Origin of the sequence: Hydrogenophaga sp. (assembly GCF_025699295.1) — a bacterium.
In the GTDB taxonomy this organism is placed as follows: domain Bacteria; phylum Pseudomonadota; class Gammaproteobacteria; order Burkholderiales; family Burkholderiaceae_C; genus Hydrogenophaga.
In genome coordinates this window covers 37,449-54,946 of record NZ_JAILWB010000006.1, presented here as the reverse complement: position 1 = coordinate 54,946, position 17,498 = coordinate 37,449, and the positions used below count along the sequence as shown (strand labels likewise).

Sequence of the window (17,498 nt, the reverse complement as noted above, 5' to 3'; positions counted from 1 at the left end):
CACGCCCGGAGCACAACACCATGAGCAACGCCCTGGAGTGGCTGCAGTTCGTGCTGGCACCGCAGATGATCAACGGCCTATCCATCGGCGTGGCCGTGGTGTTGATGGCCCTGGGTCTGACGATCATCTTCGGCTTGCTGGATGTCATCAACATGGCCCATGGCGAGTTCTACGCCATCGGTGCCTACCTGGCCGTGGCCCTGCTGGGCCTGGGCCTGTCGTTCTGGTGGGCGCTGGTCCTGACGCCGCTGCTGATGGCGGTGCTGGGCTACGCCACCGAGCGCGGCCTGATCCAGCGCGTGTTCCACAGCAAGGACCGCCACACGCTGACCCTGCTGCTCACCTTCGGCGTGGCGGTGGTGCTGGAAGACGCGCTCAAGATCGTCTTCGGCGCCAACCCCTTGCGCCTGGAGGCGCCCATCAGCGGTGCCACCGAGATGGTGGGCCTGTTCTTTCCCAACTACCGGCTGTTCGTGATGTTGTTCGGAGGGGTTCTGATCGCCGCGGTATGGCTGCTGGTGTTCCGGACCTCGGTGGGCGCCGTGGTGCGCGCCGCCGCCTACGACCGCCACATGAGCGCGTCGCTGGGCGTACCGGTGCACCGCGTCTATGCGGCCACCTTCGCCTTCGGCGTGGCCTTGGCGGGCATCGCGGGCGTGCTGCTCGCGCCGATCTACTCGGTGTTTCCCACCATGGGGCGCGACTTCGTGCTCATCGCCTTCAGCGTGGTGATCATCGGCGGCATGGGCTCCATCAAGGGCGCGGTGCTGGCAGGCCTGCTGCTCACGCAGGTGCAGTCCATCTCCAGCCTGTACATCTCGCCCGTGTGGAGCGATCCGCTGCTGTTCGGGATCATGGTGCTGGTGCTGATGTGGCGCCCACAGGGCCTGTTCGGAAAACTCGGGAGCGCCTGACATGAGCACACCGGCATCTTCCTCCACGCTGGCGCCACGCCGCAACGCGCTGGGCCATTCGACTCCGGCGGCGACCCGCCGCTCCGCCACGTCCTGGCTGGCCATCCTGTTCTTCGCCGGCGCTTTGCTGTTCGGTGCCACCGCGCTGGCCCTGGGCGACGTGTTCTACCTGCGCCTGGCCACCGAAGCCCTGATCTTCGGCGGCCTGGCGCTGTCGGTGGACCTGCTGCTGGGCCGGGTCGGGCTGCTGCCCTTGGGGCAGGCCCTGTTCTTCGGCCTGGGCGCCTACGTGTCGGCGCTGGTGCTCAAGCACTGGAGCGACTCCTTCTGGCTGGCAATGGCCAGCGCGCTGGCGTTCAGCATGGTGGCCGGGCTGATCGGCGGCCTGATCGCCATCCGTTCCAAAGGCGTCTATTTCGCGCTCATCAGCTTCGGCCTGGCGCAGGTGCTGTCCAAGGTGATCTACAACACGCGCGAACTCGGCGCATCCGACGGCATCATCGGCGTGCCCGCCGCTGCCGTGGCGCCGGGCCTGAACTCGGGCACGCCCGAAGGCTTCTTCCTCGTGGTGCTGGCCATCATCGGCGCGGTCTACCTGGGGCTGCGCTACCTGATGGACACCCCCGTGGGCCGCCAGCTCGACGCCATCCGGACCAACGAGCACCGCGTGGCCTTCCTGGGTGTCGACCCGTGGCGCTACAAGCTCGCCGCCTTCGTGGCAGCGGCCTGCATCGCCGGCACCAGTGGCGCGCTCTACCCCATGCTGCGCGGTTTCGTCTCGCCCGAGCTGATGTTCTTCCAAGTGTCCGGCAACGCGATCATCAACGTCATCGTCGGTGGCACGGGAACACTGATCGGGCCGCTCTATGGCTCGGCCATCCTCACCGGCCTGCGCTCCGTGGTGGGTTCCTTCACCGCGCACCACCACATCGTCATCGGCGTGATGTTCGTGATCGTCGTGATAGTGATGCCACGCGGCCTGATCGGCTACGCAGCACCGGCATTGCAACGCTGGCTGGACGCCCGCCGCACACGCAAGGAAACCCGCCCATGAGCGCCATTCTTTCCGTGCAGGGGCTGAGCGTTCAGTTCGGCGCCCTCAAGGCCGTGCACGATGTGAGCTTCGAGGCCCAACCAGGTCGCATCACGGCAGTCATCGGGCCCAACGGGGCGGGCAAGAGCAGCCTGTTTAACCTCATCAGCGGCGCCATCCGGCCCACGGCCGGCGCCGTGCGCTTCGAAGGCGAGGACGTGACGGGCCAGGCACCACACCAGCTGCTGGCCAGCGGTCTGTCGCGCTCGTTCCAGATCACCAACTTGTTCTTCGATCTGACGGTTCGCGAGAACCTGCGCCTGGCCGCGCAGTTCCTGGAACGCGGCCGGGGCCTGTTCCGGCCACTGGCCCACAGCACCACCGCCGGGCAGCGCGTCGACGAGCTGCTGGACCAGTTCGACCTGCGCGCCAAGGCCGATGAACTGGCCGGCTACCTGTCGCACGGCGAGCAGCGGCGCCTGGAGATCGCGGTGTCGCTCGCCTCGCGACCGCGCATGCTGCTGCTCGATGAACCCACCCAGGGCATGAGCCACACCGACACACGCGAGACCGAGACGCTGATCCGCGGCCTGTCGCGCGACCACGGGTTGTCCATCCTGCTGGTGGAACACGACGTCGAACTGGTGATGCAACTGTCGGACCACGTGGTCGTGATGCACCAGGGCCAGAAGCTGGCCGAAGGCACACCGGCCGAGGTGCGTGCCAATCCGGCGGTGCAGGCCGCCTACTTCGGGGAGATTCACTGATGCTCGAACTCAAAGGCGTTCACGCCCACTACGGACTGAGCCACGTTCTGCAAGGCATCGACCTGCGCGTGGGCAAAGGCGAAGTCATCGGCCTGTTCGGCCGCAATGGTGTGGGCAAGACCACGGTGATCAAGACCATCGCGGGCTGGGTATCCCCCTCGCGCGGACAGGTGCTGTTCGACGGCGAGCGCCTCGATGGCGTCAGTGCCGACCAGATCTGCCGCCGTGGCATCGGGCTGGTGCCCGAGGACCGGCGCATCTTTCCCGGTTTGACGGTCGAAGAGAACCTGCGCCTGGGTCAGATGCAGTGCCCCTCGCGCAGCCGTGACGAATCCCGTCGTCGTCTGGACGAGATTTACCAGCGTTTCCCCCGGCTGGCCGAACGGCGGCGTCAGATGGGCACAACTCTCTCAGGCGGCGAACAGCAGATGCTGGCCATCGCTCGTGTGCTGGCTGGCACGCCGCGTTTGCTGCTGATCGACGAGCCCACGGAGGGCCTCGCGCCGATGATCGTTGACGAGATCTTTGAACTGATCGGCAAGTTGTCCCGCGAAGGAACGCCCATCGTCCTCGTTGAGCAGAATGTGCATCGCGCGATAAAGCTGACCACACGGCACTACCTGATCGAACGCGGTCAGGTGGTCGCCGAAGGCAACTCCTGCGATCCAGGCGACCGTCAGGCGCTGCTGGGGCGCATCAGCGTGTAGGTGCCGAGCGATCAGGAAAACGCCATGAGAGCGAGCGGTGCGCTCAACGCGCCGACAGGAACTCGCCCACTTCCAGCAACACCAGCTCGTTGTCGTCGGCCTTGTTGGGATCGCGGCTGCTGGAGAAAGGCAGGTTGTTGTCGTTGCCCACCACGATGTGCCGCGCGTCCACCATGTCCACGTTCTCGATCGTGAAGAAGGGGAAGGTCAGCACGCCGTTGTTCAGCGGCTTGCGGGCCAGCTGGTTCGGATCGGCGATGTTCATGAGGTCGATGTAGCCGATCTTGCGCACGGGGCCGCCCACGTTGGCTTCGCTCAGTTCCACCTTGTAGACGCGCTTGAACTTCGCCAGGTCGTGGAAGCAGTCGGCGCGTTTCGTGGCTTCGGGGCAGGCCTTGTCGGCCGTGCCTTCGCCGTTGTCGCGCTCGATGATCAGGCCCTCGGTCGGGCTGATCATGTTGAAGTCGCCGATGGCGTGGTGGTTGGCTTCCAGCACGTACTTCCAGTGGCGGCCGGTCCACTGCTCCGTCTTCACGTCGAACTCCAGCACGCGCAGGTATTGCTTGCCGTCCAGGGCTTCGGCGCCCTTGGTCGCCTCGTCGTGGAGCGCGCCTTCGAGCAACGCATAGAGCTTGCTGCCGTCTTTCGATGCGGCCATGCCCTCATAGCCCTTGGAGCGGCGGACCTGGAACTTCACTTCGCCGCCCGGTGCGCCGGGCGTGGTGACGGCAGGGTGGTCGGGTGAGCGCACGGTCTTGCCGTCCACCTGTGTCTCGAACACGGCCTGCACCTTGCCGTTCATGTCGGCCTGGATGAGGTAGGGGCCGAACTCCTCGCCGATCCAGATCGATCCGCCGGCGAACTGAAAGCTTTCCAGGTCAAAGTCGGCGCCCGTCAGGTAGCGCTGCTTCGTGCCTTCGTGCACCACGCGGAACAGCACCTTCTTGTCGGGGTCGTGCAGAAAAACGGTCTTCAGGCGCGTGAACTGGCCGCTCTTGAAGTCGACCTTGTAGTGGTTGAGGTAGAGCGCGAAGTCGGGCGAGTTGGCCTTGGCGCCGGCGCCGTTGTCGGTGAGGATCCAGAACGTGCCGTCGGGCATTTTCTTGATGCCCGAGTGGCCCTGAACGGGCTGGCCCTTGAAGGGCAGCGACACACCGGTGGGGCGGCCAGCCGAAAGGCCTTCGACACTGCCGATCTTCTCGACCAGCTTGCCGGTGGTGAACTTGCCGCTGACCCGCAGGTCGGCCGGCGCGTTCTTGGGCGCGGGAATGACGGTCATCGCGGGCAGCAGGGCGTGGCCCGCCAGGGTGGCCGGGTAGGCGGTCTGGGCCTGGACGGCAAAGCCCACGCTGGCGGCGGCCAGGGCGAGCAGGGCAGAGGTGTGCAACTTCATGAGGGTGCTTTCGTAGGTGTCAGAGGACGTGCGCCATGCTCGGTCAGTGGGCGGCACGGGCCTGCTGCCCAGCTTGTCCGCTGGCCATGACGGCAACGCGACACCTTCATGACGGTGTGTTGACGCCCTGATGGGCCGCGCCTTTCTCTGCAGGGAGCAAGGAACGTGCTGCTGAATCGCATGAGGCGCTTCGCGCCCCATGAAGGAAGAACGGCCGAGACCTGTTGACCGATGATTCAATATTCACCAAAATAGGTGAATGAAGAATGCGTTGACCACCAGCCGACTCGACAACCTGTTCGTTGCCCTGGCCGACGAGACCCGCCGCGCCATCCTGGCGCGGCTGTCCTCGGGCGAAGCCCGTGTGACCGAGGTGGCCGCGCCGTTCGACATCTCGCTCAACTCCGTGTCCAAGCACATCCGCATCCTGGAGCGTTCCGGCCTCATCACGCGCCGCCGCTCGGGGCGCGAACATTTGCTGCGTCTCGAACCGCGACCGCTGGCAGAGGCGTCGGACTGGCTTCAGTCGCGCCAGCGCGCCTGGACGGGCCGCCTGCAGCGCTTGCAGGCGCTGCTGGACGAGGAGGATGCAGTTTCACCCCCGCAAAGCAAAGGAGTTCGTCGACCATGAAGACCGAAGACCATCTCGCAGTCACTGTCCGTCACCGGTTCCGCCAACCGGCCGAGCGGGTGTTCGATGCCTGGCTCGATGTGCGCCTGGCGAGCCGCTTCCTGTTCTCGACGGACACCGGCGAGATGGTCCGCTGCGACATCGACCCACGCGTAGGCGGGCAGTTCGTTCTGACCGACAGGCGTCCTGACGGCGACGTGGAGCACACCGGGGAGTACCTCGCCATCGAACGGCCGCGGCGGCTGGTGTTCACCTTCGGGATTCCAGCCGCATCGCCCACCTTCGACATCGTGACCATCGAAATCACCCCGGAGAGCGATGGCGGCTGCACGCTGCACCTCACGGCTGAGATGCAGCCCGAGTGGAAGGACTACGCCGACCGTGCACGCCAGGGTTGGGCGCAGATCCTGGCCAGCCTGGAGGCCGCGCTGGAAGGGACCGGCGCCTGAGGGCGCCAGCGGGCTGCGATGAGCTCGGCGCGCGATGGCCCGCGCCGCTGGCGACCTGCTACCGTGTGGCCATTCGAATTTCTCCGGAAGACCGCCATGCGCCGTTTCGCCCTTTCCATCACCTCCCTTCTTCTGGCGTTCGTGGCCATCGCGGCCACACCCGCTGCCCACGCCGAAGAAATTGGCGAAGTCAGTACCGTGTTCAAGTTCATCGGCCCCAACCACAAGATCGTCGTCGAGGCGTTCGACGACCCGGGGGTGAGTGGCGTCACCTGCTTCGTCTCGCGCGCGAAGACGGGTGGCATCTCCGGGGCGTTTGGTCTGGCCGAGGACAAGTCGGAGGCGTCCATCGCCTGCCGTCAGGTGGGGCCGATCGCCATTGCCAAACCGATCAAGGCGCAGGAAGAAATCTTCAGCGAGCGCATCAGCCTGGTCTTCAAGCGGCTGCGCATCGTGCGCATGGTCGATGCGAAACGGCACACGCTGGTCTACCTCACCTACTCGGACCGCGTGATCGAAGGCTCGCCGCAGAACTCGTTGACGGCGGTGGCGGTGGACCGCGCCACCGCCATTCCCTTGCGCTGAAGGCTCAGACGCCTTCGGGTGGCCACGAGAAGGGAAAGCGCACCACCTTCCCGCTTTGCAGCTTGACCATGGCCGCTGCAAAAAGTGGATGTGCGAGCCAGTTCTCCAGCCAGGTTTTCAGCGCCGGCAAGGGCAGTTGCGCGAACCAGACCGGCTCCACCGCCGCGAACTGGCGCACGAAGGGGAAGAGGGCGATGTCCGTCGCGCACGGATTGGGGCCGCCCAGCTGGGCTGCGTGCTGCAGCTGCGCGTCGAGCGGCTTCAGCAGCGTCTCGACGGCGGCATCACGTTGCAGCGCCCTGTCACCGGCATCGCCGAAACGTTCGGGGTATTTGTACCGGTCCAGGTGGCGCTTGAAGGGGCCGTCGCACGCCGCAAGCAGGTCGAGGTGGGTGGCGCTTTGCGCGCGGGCCCACCAGCCCTCGGGGTCGTGCGCGGCGAACGCCCAGCGCATGATGTCCAGGCTCTGCTCCAGCACGCTGCCGTCGGGCAGGCGAAGCACGGGCACCGTGCCCTTGGGGGACAGCGCCAGCATGGCAGCGGGCTTGTCGCGCAACACGATCTCGTGCACATCGAACGCGATGCCCGCCACCAGCAGCGCCATGCGCGCGCGCATGGCGTAGGGGCAGCGCCGGTAGCTGTAGAGCAGGGGGGCGGTGGATGGCGTCATGGCACCTGATTACATCGCAATGTCCGCGCTTCGCCTGCGCGTTCTGCCTGTACCCTTGACCCCATGACAACCGACACACACGAACCCATTCACGAAGACCGCCTCTGGAGCGACGGCCACTGGACGGCCCGCGTCATCAAGAACGAAGACGACGACGGCTGGGCGGTGGCCATGTACCTCGATGGTGGCGCCGAGCCGGCCCTGGTCGGGCCCTGGACCATGGGCCGCGACAAGAAGAACCCCAAGCCGCTGGACACGGCCGCGTTCAACACCCTGGTGAAAACCGCCAGGGAGGTCATCCGCCGTTCCGAGCAGCAGCGGCATGCCGAACTGAACAAGAACGTGAGCGTGAACGTGGAAGGACGCCGCATCCGGGTCGCGCTGGCCATCGTGCCCGACGAAGAAGGTGCCACCGCGACACTGAGCGCGTGGGACGAGCTCGACGCCGAACTGGCCCGCGTGCCCGTGCCACCCACCTTCCGGTTGAATGTGGACAGCGCGCGGGCCTGGATCGCGGCCGGTTTCGAGAAGCCGCGCTGATCGGGGACAGCGGCGCAGGCGCTGTCTAGGCTGTCAGCGACAGCATGTGCCCCAGGCGCGGGTCGCCGCGCCCGCCCAGCACCAGTGCGTGGGCCGCCTGCACCGCTTCGGGCCCCCGGTGGGTCTGCACCACCAGCCAGGGCGCCGCCGGCTGGTTCACCTGGCCCATGAACGCATGCCAGGCGCGCGCCATCCGTTCGTTGAAGCCGGCCGCGCCCCAGTCGCCGTGGCGCTTCTTCGCCTGCGCCGGCGCAAAGAACAGCACCGGGCGCGGCCCGGGCAGGTCGCGCCCGCCGGCCAGGCGGTCCACGTGGGTGCCGCCGATGGAGCAGCTGTAGGCCAGCTTGCCCAACCGGCCATGGATGGCCTTGCGCAGGTCGCCGTTGCCCGCGAAGTCCACGTAGACGCAGGGTGTGTCGGTCGCCAGCGTGCCGAGCTGCTCGTAGGTGAGCACGCGGCTGTACACGCCCAGGCTTTCGCAAAACGCCACGTTGGCGGCCGATGTCAGGCCGACCACCTCCACCTCGGGTCGCTGGGCCAGTTGCGCCGCCGTGGCATACGCCGTCTTGCTGCTGGCCGACGAAAGCAGCATCACGCCGCGCTGGCCGCTCTCGCAGGTGCCGAAGAAGGTGTTGTCGGCCAGGAAATCGTCGATCAGCCAGGCGGTGAGGAACAGCGGCCGCAGCAGCGCCAGCTGCGGTTCGTGGGCGGCATCGTGCAGCGGGTCGACCGCGCAGCGCAGGTACTGGTTGTAGACCGGGTGCAGCGCGGCGCGGTGCGGCGCGCCGTCGAAGAAGCCTTCGGGCGACACGCGCACCGGCTGCAGCACCACCTCGGAGGCCATCGGCCAGTAGCCATACAGGCGCTCGCCCTCGGCCACCCCGGCGCAGCGCGACTCCCGCACCACGCCAAAGCCCCACACCGGGATGAGGCCCCAGGTGGCGTCACCGTCCGCCGACGCCACCGGAAAAAACTGCCAGTAGTTCATCGCGTCGCCGAACGCCGCGTAGGTGATGTTGTTGGACGTGTACGCGAAGTGCTCGATGCGCACCCGCACCTGGCCGTCTGAGAGCGGCACGTCGGGCAGCAACACGGTGCGCGCGGTGTCGAGGCTGTCCTTGCGGACCTGGAACTGGGCGGTGGTCATGGGGCGTCTCGCGGTGATGGCAGGCGGACACGATGGTGCACCGGCCGGGCGCGCGGGCGTGTCGCGCGCGTGCCGCCAGCGGCGGTTCGGGTAACTACGCATGAATGCCCATCCATGGATAGGCAATGCCTATTCGGAGGATGCCGACAATCAAATGGCCGATGGGTGCGCACCGACCTAAGCTGTCGGTTTCCCAATGCATTGAAGGCCGTCACAGCCACCAAATCCGTCACGATCCCGTGATAGAAGAGCAGTGGCCCGCCGCCCGATCGGCGCGGCGTCGCTGCGCATCCATCCCACCACTACAAAAGGAGAGAAGCCATGTCCACGACAGAAGCCAAGTGCCCCTACCACCACGCCGCCGGCGGCGGCACCAGTAACCGCGACTGGTGGCCGAAACAGCTGCGCGTGGACCTGCTGAACCAGCACTCGAACAAGTCCAACCCGCTGGGCGAGACTTTCAACTATGCCGAGGCATTCAAGAAGCTCGACTACAAGGCGCTCAAGGCCGACCTGGTCAAGCTCATGACCGACAGCCAGGACTGGTGGCCCGCCGACTTCGGCCACTACGGCCCGCAGATGATCCGCATGGCCTGGCACGCGGCCGGCACCTACCGCACCATCGACGGTCGTGGGGGTGGTGGGCGTGGCCAGCAACGCTTTGCGCCACTGAATTCCTGGCCAGACAACGTCAACATCGACAAGTCGCGCCGCCTGCTGTGGCCGATCAAGCAGAAATACGGCCAGCAGATTTCCTGGGCCGACCTCATGATCCTCGCCGGCAACGTGGCGCTGGAGTCCATGGGTTTTCGCACTTTCGGTTTCGCCGGCGGCCGCGAAGACGTTTGGGAACCCGACCTGGACGTGAACTGGGGCCCCGAGATGAAGTGGTTGGACGTCGATGCCACGCAGCGCATTGGTGACAAGCGCGAACTCGGCGGGCCGTTCGGCGCGTCCCACATGGGCCTGATCTACGTCAACCCCGAAGGCCCCAACGCCAGCGGCGACTACATGCTCGCGGCCAAGGACATCCGCCAGACTTTCTACCGCATGGCCATGAACGACGAGGAGATCGTCGCGCTGATCGCCGGTGGCCACACCTTCGGCAAGGCCCACGGTGCCGCGCCCGAGTCGCACAAGGGCCCCGAGCCCGAGGCCGCGGCCATCGAGGCGCAAGGCCTGGGCTGGAACAGCGACTATGGGCAAGGCCACGGCAAGGACACCGTCTCCAGCGGCATCGAGGTCACCTGGACGAAGACGCCGGCGCTGTGGAGCAACAACTTCTTCGAGAACCTGTTCAAGTACGAATGGGAACTGGAGAAGAGCCCCGCCGGCGCCAAGCAATGGGTGGCCAAGGACGCCGAGGAAATCATTCCCGACGCGCACGTCAAGGGCAAGTTCCACAAGCCCAAGATGCTCACCACCGACCTGACGATGCGCTTCGACCCCGAGTTCGGCAAGATCTCCAAACGCTTCCATGACGACCCGCAGGCCTTCGCCGACGCCTTCGCCCGCGCCTGGTACAAGCTGACCCACCGCGACATGGGCCCCAAGGCGCGCTACCTGGGCCCCGAGGTGCCGAAGGAAGACCTGATCTGGCAGGACCCGCTGCCCGCCGCCACGCACAAGCCGTCCGCGGCCGACATCGCCGACCTCAAGGGCAAGATCGCTGCGGCCGGCCTGTCGGTTGGCGAGCTGGTGTCCGTGGCCTGGGCCTCGGCCTCCACCTTCCGCGGCAGCGACAAGCGCGGTGGCGCCAACGGCGCGCGCATCCGGCTCGCGCCGCAGAAGGGCTGGGCCATCAACAAGCCCGTGCTCAAGACCCTGGCGAAGCTGGAGGAGATCCAGAAGGCCAGCGGCAAGGCCTCGCTGGCCGACGTGATCGTGCTGGCCGGTGTGGTGGGTGTCGAGCAGGCCGCCAAGGCCGCCGGTGTGGTGGTCGAAGTGCCGTTCGCGCCGGGCCGTGTGGACGCCGCGCAGGACCAGACCGATGTGGATGCCTTTGACGTGCTCGAGCCCGTGATCGACGGCTTCCGCAACTACGGACGTGGCAAGGACGTCGCGCCGACCGAAACCATGCTGATCGACAAGGCCCAGTTGCTGACCCTGACCGCACCCGAGATGACCGCGCTGGTGGGCGGCATGCGTGTGCTCGGCACCAACGCCGACGGCAGCCAGCACGGCGTGTTCACCGACAAGGTCGGCGCGCTGAGCAACGACTTCTTCGTCAGGCTGCTCGACATGGGCACCGAGTGGAAACCGGTGGACGCCAGCGCCGAGGTGTTCGAGGGCAAGGACCGCAAGAGCGGCAAGCTGAAGTACACCGCCACCCGCAACGACCTCGTTTTCGGCTCCAACTCGGTGCTGCGCGCCTACGCCGAGGTGTACGCCAGCGCGGGCGGCAAGGAGAAGCTCGCGAAGGACTTCGTCGCCGCCTGGACCAAGGTGATGAACGCCGACCGCTTCGATCTGGCGTGAGCGCCTGACGGGCACGACAAAGGCCACCTGCGGGTGGCCTTTGTTATTTGCACGGCGGCCGTCGTTTGACCCCTGCAGCTTCCCAAACGCCGCCCCTCTGCGAAAATCTCCGCCATGAACGCCACCAACACCACCGAACTCATGAACACCCTGGGGCTGCAGGCCAAGGCGGCCTCGGCGCTCATGGCCAGGGCCAGCGCGGCCACCAAGCTCGCGGCGCTGCGCGGGCTGGCCGCGCTGCTGCGCGAGAACGTGCAGGCCCTGCAGGTGGAGAACGCGAAAGACCTGGAGCGCGCGCGCGCCAACGGCCTGAGCGATCCCATGGTGGACCGGCTCAAGCTGAGCCCCAAGGTCATCGAGATCTGCGCCCAGGGCTGCGAGCAGCTCGCGGCCATGCCCGACATCATTGGCGACATCTCGGGCATGAAGCAGATGCCCAGCGGCATCCGCGTGGGCCAGATGCGCGTGCCCATCGGCGTGTTCGGCATGGTCTACGAGAGCCGGCCCAACGTGACCATCGAGGCCGCGTCGCTGTCCATCAAGAGCGGCAACGCCGCCATCCTGCGCGGCGGTTCCGAGGCCATCGAGTCGAACCGCGCGCTGGCCGCCCTGGTGCAGCGCGCGTTGACGGACGCCGGCCTGCCGGCCGATGCGGTGCAGCTCGTGCCCACCACCGACCGCGCCGCCGTCGGCCAGCTCATCACCATGCCGCAGTACGTGGACGTGATCATCCCGCGCGGCGGCAAGGGCCTGATCGAGCGCATCAGCGCCGAGGCCAGGGTGCCCGTCATCAAACACCTGGACGGCAACTGCCACACCTATGTGGACGACCCCTGCGACATCGCGCTGGCGGTGAAGGTGACCGACAACGCCAAGACCCAGAAGTACAGCCCCTGCAACGCCACCGAAAGCCTGCTCGTGGCGCGCGGCGTGGCGGCGGAGTTCCTGCCGAAGATCGGCGCGATCTTTGCGGCCAAAGGGGTGGAGATGCGTGTCTGCGCCGAAAGCCGCGCCATCCTGGCGGCGGTGCCGGGCGCGAACCTGAAGGACGCCACCGAGGCCGACTGGTCCGAGGAATACCTCGCGCCGGTCATCAGCATCAAGCTCGTGGCGGGCGTGGACGAAGCCATTGCCCACATCAACCACTACAGCAGCCACCACACCGACGCCATCCTCACCACGAACCACGTGCACGCCCAGCGCTTCCTGCGCGAGGTGGATTCGGCCAGTGTGATGGTGAATGCGAGCACCCGCTTCGCCGACGGTTTCGAGTTCGGCCTGGGCGCCGAAATCGGCATCAGCACCGACAAGTTCCATGCCCGCGGCCCGGTCGGGGTCGAAGGGCTGACCTCGCTCAAGTACGTGGTGCTGGGCGAGGGCGAAGTGCGGGGCTGAGTCCCGGGGCGGCGCGCGGCGGGAGGAAGGAAGCACTGCCGTGTCGACCGTCCAGCTCGATCACCTGTTCGTGCCGTCCCATGACCGGATCGAGGCGGCCCGCCTGCTCGCGCGCCTGCTGGATGTGCCTTGGGCCGAACAGGGTGTCATCGGGCCGTTCTCGCCGGTCTACGTCAACGACGGGCTCACGCTGGCTTTCGATCAATGGAGCGGGCCGTTGCCACGCCTGCATTTCGCCTTTCGCGTGGCGCCGGAGGTGTTCGACGCCGTGCTCGGGCGCATCCAGGACGCGGGTCTGGCCTACCGCAGCCTGCCGCATGGTCCTGACGATCACCAGATCAACCCCGCGTTCGGCGGTCGCCTGATCTACTGGAGCGAGCCCGACAACCATGTCTGGGAGTTGCTCACCGTGAGCTACGAACGACAGGGCGGACCGCCGCCGCCCGGGACAGGCCATGGCGCCTGACGACGCCCGTTTTCCGGCCGAAGGCGGCTGCGACTGCCGCGCGGTGCGCTACCGCATGGAGAGCGCGCCGCTGTTCGTGCACTGCTGCCACTGCCGCTGGTGCCAGCGCGAATCGGGCGCGGCGTTTGCCCTCAACGCCATGATCGAGACCGACCGCGTGACCGTGCTCGGCGAGCCGCCGGAGCCGGTGCACACGCCCTCGGCCAGTGGCCAGGGCCAGACCATCATGCGCTGCCCGGACTGCAGGGTGGCGCTCTGGAGCCATTACGCGGGCTCCGGCCCGGCGGTCGCTTTCGTGCGGGTCGGTACGCTGGACAACCCGGACCTGCTGCCGCCGGATATCCACATCTTCACGGCGTCGAAACAGCCCTGGGTGATCTTGCCCGAGGGCGCGGCGGCGGTGCCCGAATACTACGAGCGTGAGGCGCACTGGCCCGCGGACAGCCTGGCGCGCCGGCAGGCGCTGCTGCCGGCCATCGAAGCCTGGCAGGCCGCCCGCGACGCCCGACAGACCTGAGGAGCCCGCCGCCATGTGCCGCAGCATCAAGACCCTGTTCAACTTCGACCCGCCCGCCACCGAGCTGGAGATCCGCGACGCCTCGCTGCAGTTCGTGCGCAAGCTCAGCGGCTTCAGCGTGCCGTCACAGGCCAACGAGGCCGCGTTCGAGCGCGCGGTGGAGCAGGTGGCCGCTTCGGCGCGCGAGCTCATCACGTCCTTGCGCACCACGGCCGCGCCGAAGAACCGCGAGGTGGAGGCGGCGAAGGCGAGGGAGCGGGCGGCGGCACGCTTCGGACAGACCGGCTGAGGCAGCCGCCCAGGTGGGGCTCGCCGGCCTTGAATTGCCGTCACGCGCCCCCATTACACTGGGTGACTCCCCGCCGCTCATACCCCTCCCCCCTATGGTTCCGCACCTCGTCACCGCCCTGACCGGCCCCATCAACGAGCTCGAGCAGCGCATCCTCGAGTCCACCCCGGTGATCGAACGCTGGTTCCGGCTGGAGTGGATGGAGCACACGCCACCGTTCTACACCTCGGTGGACGTGCGCAACGCCGGCTTCAAGCTCGCGCCGGTGGACACCAACCTCTACCCCGGCGGCTGGAACCACCTCACGCCCGAGATGCTGCCGCTGGCGGTGCAGGCGGCGATGGCCGCCATCGAAAAGATCTGCCCCGAGGCGAAGAACCTGCTGCTGGTGCCCGAGAGCACGACCGACACCTTCTACCTGAGCAACCTCGCGCAGCTGCAGCGCATCTTCTACATGGCCGGGCTCAACGTGCGCCTGGGCTCGCTCTCCAACGACATCAAGGCGCCCAAAACCATCGAGCTGCCGGGTGGCGACAAGGTGGTGCTGGAGCCGCTGATCCGCAGCAAACGCCGCCTGGGCCTGAAGAACTTCGACCCCTGCACCATCCTGCTCAACAACGACCTGAGCGCGGGTGTGCCCGGCATCCTGGAAGACCTGCACGAGCAGTACCTGCTGCCGCCGCTGCACGGCGGCTGGGGCACGCGGCGCAAGAGCCACCACTTCAAGGCCTATGAGGAAGTGTCCAAGCGCTTCGGCAAGCTGCTGGGCATGGACCACTGGCTCATCAACCCGATGTTCAGCCAGTGCGGCCAGGTCAGCTTTGACGACGACGCGGGGCTGGAGTGCGTGCGCAGCAATGCCGATGCCCTGCTGGGCAAGATCCGGCGCAAGTACAAGGAATACGGCATCAACGAAAAGCCGTTCGTGGTGGTCAAGGCCGACAACGGCACCGGCGGCATGGGCATCCTGACCGTGCGCGACGCGAAGGACATCGACAAGCTCTCGCCCGCCACGAAAGAGCGCATGGCCGTGTCGCAGGCCGGGCAGGCGGTGCACGAGGTCATCATCCAGGAAGGCGTGCTGACCAACGAGCGCATCAACAGCGCGGTGGCCGAACCGGTGGTCTACATGATGGACCGCTACGTGGTGGGCGGCTTTTACCGTGTGCACGCCACGCGGGGCGTGGACGAGAACCTCAACGCGCCCGGCTCCAGCTACGTGCCGCTGGCCTTCGAGCAGAGCGCGCAGCTGCCGCAGCCTGGCGTGAAGCCCGGCGCCAGTGTGCCCAACCGCTTCTACATGTATGGCGTGATCGGCCGTCTGGCCATGCTCGCGGCAAGCTACGAACTCGAGGCCACGGACCCGAACGCCGAAGTCTACGAATGAGTTGCTGCGCTGCAACATTCCTGGCAAAGGCAGGGGTTTAGAGAGCGGGTTCGCTGACAGGGCGCCGCAGCCGGGAGCAGAATTGCAGTCCCCCGACAACGCAAACCCGGGTCCACGGACCCGGGTCGTTTTGTGTCAGCTACCAAATCGCCACTGGCGGCGCTCACCCTGGGCGCCATTGGCGTGGTCTACGGCGACATCGGCACCAGTGTGCTGTACGCCGTCAAGGAGGTCTTCGGATCCGGCCACGTTCCCTTCACCCACGCGAACGTCTACGGCATCCTGTCCATCCTGTTCTGGACGCTGACCGTCATCGTCTCGCTCAAGTACGTGGTGCTGGTGCTGCGCGCCGACAACAACGGCGAAGGCGGCCTGATCGCCATGCTCGCGCTGGCCTCCACGGCCGTGAAGGACCAGCCGGCGCTGCGCCGCACGCTGCTGGCCATCGGCATCTTCGGCACCGCGCTGTTCTATGGCGACGGTGTGATCACGCCGGCCATTTCCGTGCTCTCGGCGGTCGAAGGCCTGGAGGTGATCTCGCCGCACTTCCGGCACTACGTGGTGCCGATCACGCTGCTGGTGCTGTTCGCGCTGTTCGCGGTGCAAAAGCGCGGCACCAGCGGCATCGGCCGCTTCTTCGGCCCGATCACGCTCACCTGGTTCCTGGCGATCGCTGCGCTGGGTGTGGCGCAGATCGTGGACCACCCGGAGATCCTGGGCGCGCTCAGCCCCCTGCACGCGCTGCGCTTCATGTGGCAGTTTCCGGGTACCACCTTCATCATCCTGGGGGCGGTGGTGCTGTGCGTCACCGGCGCCGAGGCGCTCTACGCCGACCTGGGCCACTTCGGCAAGCGGCCGATCCGCCTGGCCTGGTTCGCGGTCGTGATGCCGTGCCTCACGCTGAACTACTTCGGCCAGGGCGCGCTGCTGCTGGCGCGGCCCGAGGCGGTGAAGAACCCGTTCTTCAACATGGCACCCGAATGGATGCTGCTGCCGCTGGTGGCGCTGGCCACGATGGCCACGGTGATCGCCTCGCAGGCGCTCATCACCGGCGCCTTCAGCGTGACCAAGCAGGCCATCCAGCTCGGCTACCTGCCGCGCCTGAAGATCCAGCACACCAGCGTGCGGCATGCCGGTCAGGTCTACATGCCGTTCGTGAACTGGAGCCTGTTCACCGCCATCGTGCTCGCGGTGGTGATGTTCAAGTCCTCCAGCAACCTGGCCGCGGCCTACGGCATCGCGGTCACGCTGGACATGCTCATCACCACCGTGCTCACCTTCTTCGTGATCCGCTACAGCTGGAAGTACCCGCTGTGGGTGTGCGTCGCCGCCACCGGCTTCTTTTTCCTGGTCGACCTCGCCTTCTTCAGCTCCAACCTGCTCAAGCTGTTTGCCGGTGGCTGGTTCCCGCTGGTCATCGGCGGCGCGGTGTTCACACTCATGATGACCTGGAAGCGGGGGCGGGAACTGATGGCCGAGAAGCAGCACACCGAATCGATCGAGCTCGGCAGCTTCCTGGACGCGCTGTTCGTCGCGCCACCGGGTCGGGTCGATGGCACGGCGGTGTTCCTTACGGCCGACACCGGCACCGTGCCCAACGCCATGCTGCACAACCTCAAGCACAACAAGGTGCTGCACGCGCAGAACCTGTTCGTCACCGTGCGTGCCCACGAGGTGCCGTGGGTCGGGCTGGACCGGCGGCTGCAGATCGAGCCGCTGGGGCACGACTGCTGGCAGGTGGTGGTGAACTACGGCTTCAAGAACGACCTGGACCTGCCCGAGGCGCTGGGCCCCCTGCGCGGGCGCGGCTGCGACGTGAGCCCGATGACGACCAGCTATTTCCTCTCGCGCGACGTCGTCGTTCCCACCATCAGCAGCGGCATGGCGCCCTGGCGCGAGAAGCTGTTCGCCCAGATGCACCACAACGCCAGCGCGGCCGCGGAGTTCCTCAACCTGCCGAGCAACGCGGTGATCGAGCTGGGCTCGAAGGTCGAAATTTAGGCCCCCACGCTCCGCCGCTGCGCGGGTCGCTGCCCCCCGAGGGGGCTGATTCCGCTTGGGGCGGCCCGGCGCGGAATCGTTGTGCCCCCACGCTGCGCCTCCGTAGGCAGTGAGGGGAGATTCCAGTGC

At 67.0% G+C, this 17,498-nt stretch carries 18 protein-coding genes; 15 read left to right on the top strand and 3 right to left on the bottom strand.

Features of this window, described 5'->3' with window-relative positions; all coding sequences use genetic code 11:
• The first annotated feature begins 20 nt into the window (after positions 1 to 20).
• Genes K5880_RS07610 through K5880_RS07595 form a run of 4 tightly spaced genes read left to right on the top strand, consistent with a single transcriptional unit; the run spans position 21 to position 3,421 of the window.
• Positions 21 to 914: a branched-chain amino acid ABC transporter permease gene (locus K5880_RS07610; protein WP_297650421.1), complete on the top strand. Its 894-nt coding sequence runs from the start codon at positions 21 to 23 to the stop codon at positions 912 to 914.
• Between the two features lies 1 nt (position 915).
• On the top strand, positions 916 to 1,968 hold the full coding sequence (locus K5880_RS07605; protein ID WP_297650419.1) for a branched-chain amino acid ABC transporter permease: 1,053 nt from the start codon (positions 916 to 918) through the stop codon (positions 1,966 to 1,968).
• Positions 1,965 to 2,714: an ABC transporter ATP-binding protein gene (locus K5880_RS07600; protein ID WP_297650416.1), complete on the top strand. Its 750-nt coding sequence runs from the start codon at positions 1,965 to 1,967 to the stop codon at positions 2,712 to 2,714. The genes K5880_RS07605 and K5880_RS07600 overlap by 4 nt, the downstream gene beginning before the upstream one ends.
• Positions 2,714 to 3,421: an ABC transporter ATP-binding protein gene (locus K5880_RS07595; RefSeq protein WP_297650414.1), complete on the top strand. Its 708-nt coding sequence runs from the start codon at positions 2,714 to 2,716 to the stop codon at positions 3,419 to 3,421. Before K5880_RS07600 ends, K5880_RS07595 begins: the two co-directional genes overlap by 1 nt.
• Before the next feature lie 43 nt (positions 3,422 to 3,464).
• Here K5880_RS07595 and K5880_RS07590 read toward each other — a convergent pair whose 3' ends face one another.
• A complete protein-coding gene (locus K5880_RS07590) occupies positions 3,465 to 4,814 on the bottom strand; it encodes an esterase-like activity of phytase family protein (protein ID WP_297650412.1) in 1,350 nt (449 codons plus the stop codon).
• A 259-nt stretch (positions 4,815 to 5,073) separates the two neighbouring features.
• On the opposite strand from K5880_RS07590, the gene K5880_RS07585 reads away from it, so the two are divergent.
• From K5880_RS07585 to K5880_RS07575, 3 genes are all read left to right on the top strand, one after another.
• Positions 5,074 to 5,445, top strand: a complete 372-nt coding sequence (locus K5880_RS07585) for a metalloregulator ArsR/SmtB family transcription factor (RefSeq protein WP_297650411.1) — start codon at positions 5,074 to 5,076, stop codon at positions 5,443 to 5,445.
• Complete coding sequence (locus K5880_RS07580) at positions 5,442 to 5,894, top strand: SRPBCC domain-containing protein (protein ID WP_297650409.1); 453 nt, start codon at positions 5,442 to 5,444, stop codon at positions 5,892 to 5,894. The genes K5880_RS07585 and K5880_RS07580 overlap by 4 nt, the downstream gene beginning before the upstream one ends.
• A 96-nt stretch (positions 5,895 to 5,990) precedes the next feature.
• Positions 5,991 to 6,479, top strand: a complete 489-nt coding sequence (locus K5880_RS07575; RefSeq protein WP_297650408.1) for a CreA family protein — start codon at positions 5,991 to 5,993, stop codon at positions 6,477 to 6,479.
• Between the two features lie 4 nt (positions 6,480 to 6,483).
• Here K5880_RS07575 and K5880_RS07570 read toward each other — a convergent pair whose 3' ends face one another.
• Complete coding sequence (locus K5880_RS07570) at positions 6,484 to 7,149, bottom strand: glutathione S-transferase (protein ID WP_297650406.1); 666 nt, start codon at positions 7,147 to 7,149, stop codon at positions 6,484 to 6,486.
• Between the two features lie 63 nt (positions 7,150 to 7,212).
• Between K5880_RS07570 and K5880_RS07565 the strand changes: the two genes are divergently transcribed.
• Positions 7,213 to 7,689, top strand: coding sequence for a hypothetical protein (locus K5880_RS07565; RefSeq protein ID WP_297650404.1), 477 nt, complete (start codon positions 7,213 to 7,215; stop codon positions 7,687 to 7,689).
• Between the two features lie 25 nt (positions 7,690 to 7,714).
• Here K5880_RS07565 and K5880_RS07560 read toward each other — a convergent pair whose 3' ends face one another.
• Positions 7,715 to 8,836, bottom strand: a complete 1,122-nt coding sequence (locus K5880_RS07560) for a DUF2855 family protein (RefSeq protein WP_297650719.1) — start codon at positions 8,834 to 8,836, stop codon at positions 7,715 to 7,717.
• Between the two features lie 321 nt (positions 8,837 to 9,157).
• On the opposite strand from K5880_RS07560, the gene katG reads away from it, so the two are divergent.
• From katG to K5880_RS07525, 7 genes are all read left to right on the top strand, one after another.
• Positions 9,158 to 11,314 (top strand): catalase/peroxidase HPI, encoded by a 2,157-nt coding sequence (katG, locus tag K5880_RS07555; protein ID WP_297650402.1) that lies wholly within the window; start codon positions 9,158 to 9,160, stop codon positions 11,312 to 11,314.
• Between the two features lie 114 nt (positions 11,315 to 11,428).
• Positions 11,429 to 12,709 (top strand): glutamate-5-semialdehyde dehydrogenase, encoded by a 1,281-nt coding sequence (locus tag K5880_RS07550; RefSeq protein ID WP_297650400.1) that lies wholly within the window; start codon positions 11,429 to 11,431, stop codon positions 12,707 to 12,709.
• A gap of 40 nt (positions 12,710 to 12,749) precedes the next feature.
• Positions 12,750 to 13,175 carry a VOC family protein gene (locus K5880_RS07545; protein WP_297650398.1) on the top strand — a complete coding sequence of 142 codons (426 nt, stop codon included), beginning with the start codon at positions 12,750 to 12,752 and terminating at the stop codon, positions 13,173 to 13,175.
• Positions 13,165 to 13,692 carry a GFA family protein gene (locus tag K5880_RS07540; RefSeq protein WP_297650396.1) on the top strand — a complete coding sequence of 176 codons (528 nt, stop codon included), beginning with the start codon at positions 13,165 to 13,167 and terminating at the stop codon, positions 13,690 to 13,692. Before K5880_RS07545 ends, K5880_RS07540 begins: the two co-directional genes overlap by 11 nt.
• Before the next feature lie 13 nt (positions 13,693 to 13,705).
• Positions 13,706 to 13,981 (top strand): DUF2277 domain-containing protein, encoded by a 276-nt coding sequence (locus K5880_RS07535; protein WP_297650394.1) that lies wholly within the window; start codon positions 13,706 to 13,708, stop codon positions 13,979 to 13,981.
• Positions 13,982 to 14,075: 94 nt separating this feature from the next.
• Positions 14,076 to 15,368, top strand: a complete 1,293-nt coding sequence (gene gshA / locus K5880_RS07530; protein WP_297650392.1) for a glutamate--cysteine ligase — start codon at positions 14,076 to 14,078, stop codon at positions 15,366 to 15,368.
• A gap of 132 nt (positions 15,369 to 15,500) precedes the next feature.
• Entirely contained in the window at positions 15,501 to 17,369 is a 1,869-nt protein-coding gene (locus tag K5880_RS07525; RefSeq protein WP_297650390.1) for a potassium transporter Kup, read from the top strand.
• Positions 17,370 to 17,498: the final 129 nt, after the last annotated feature.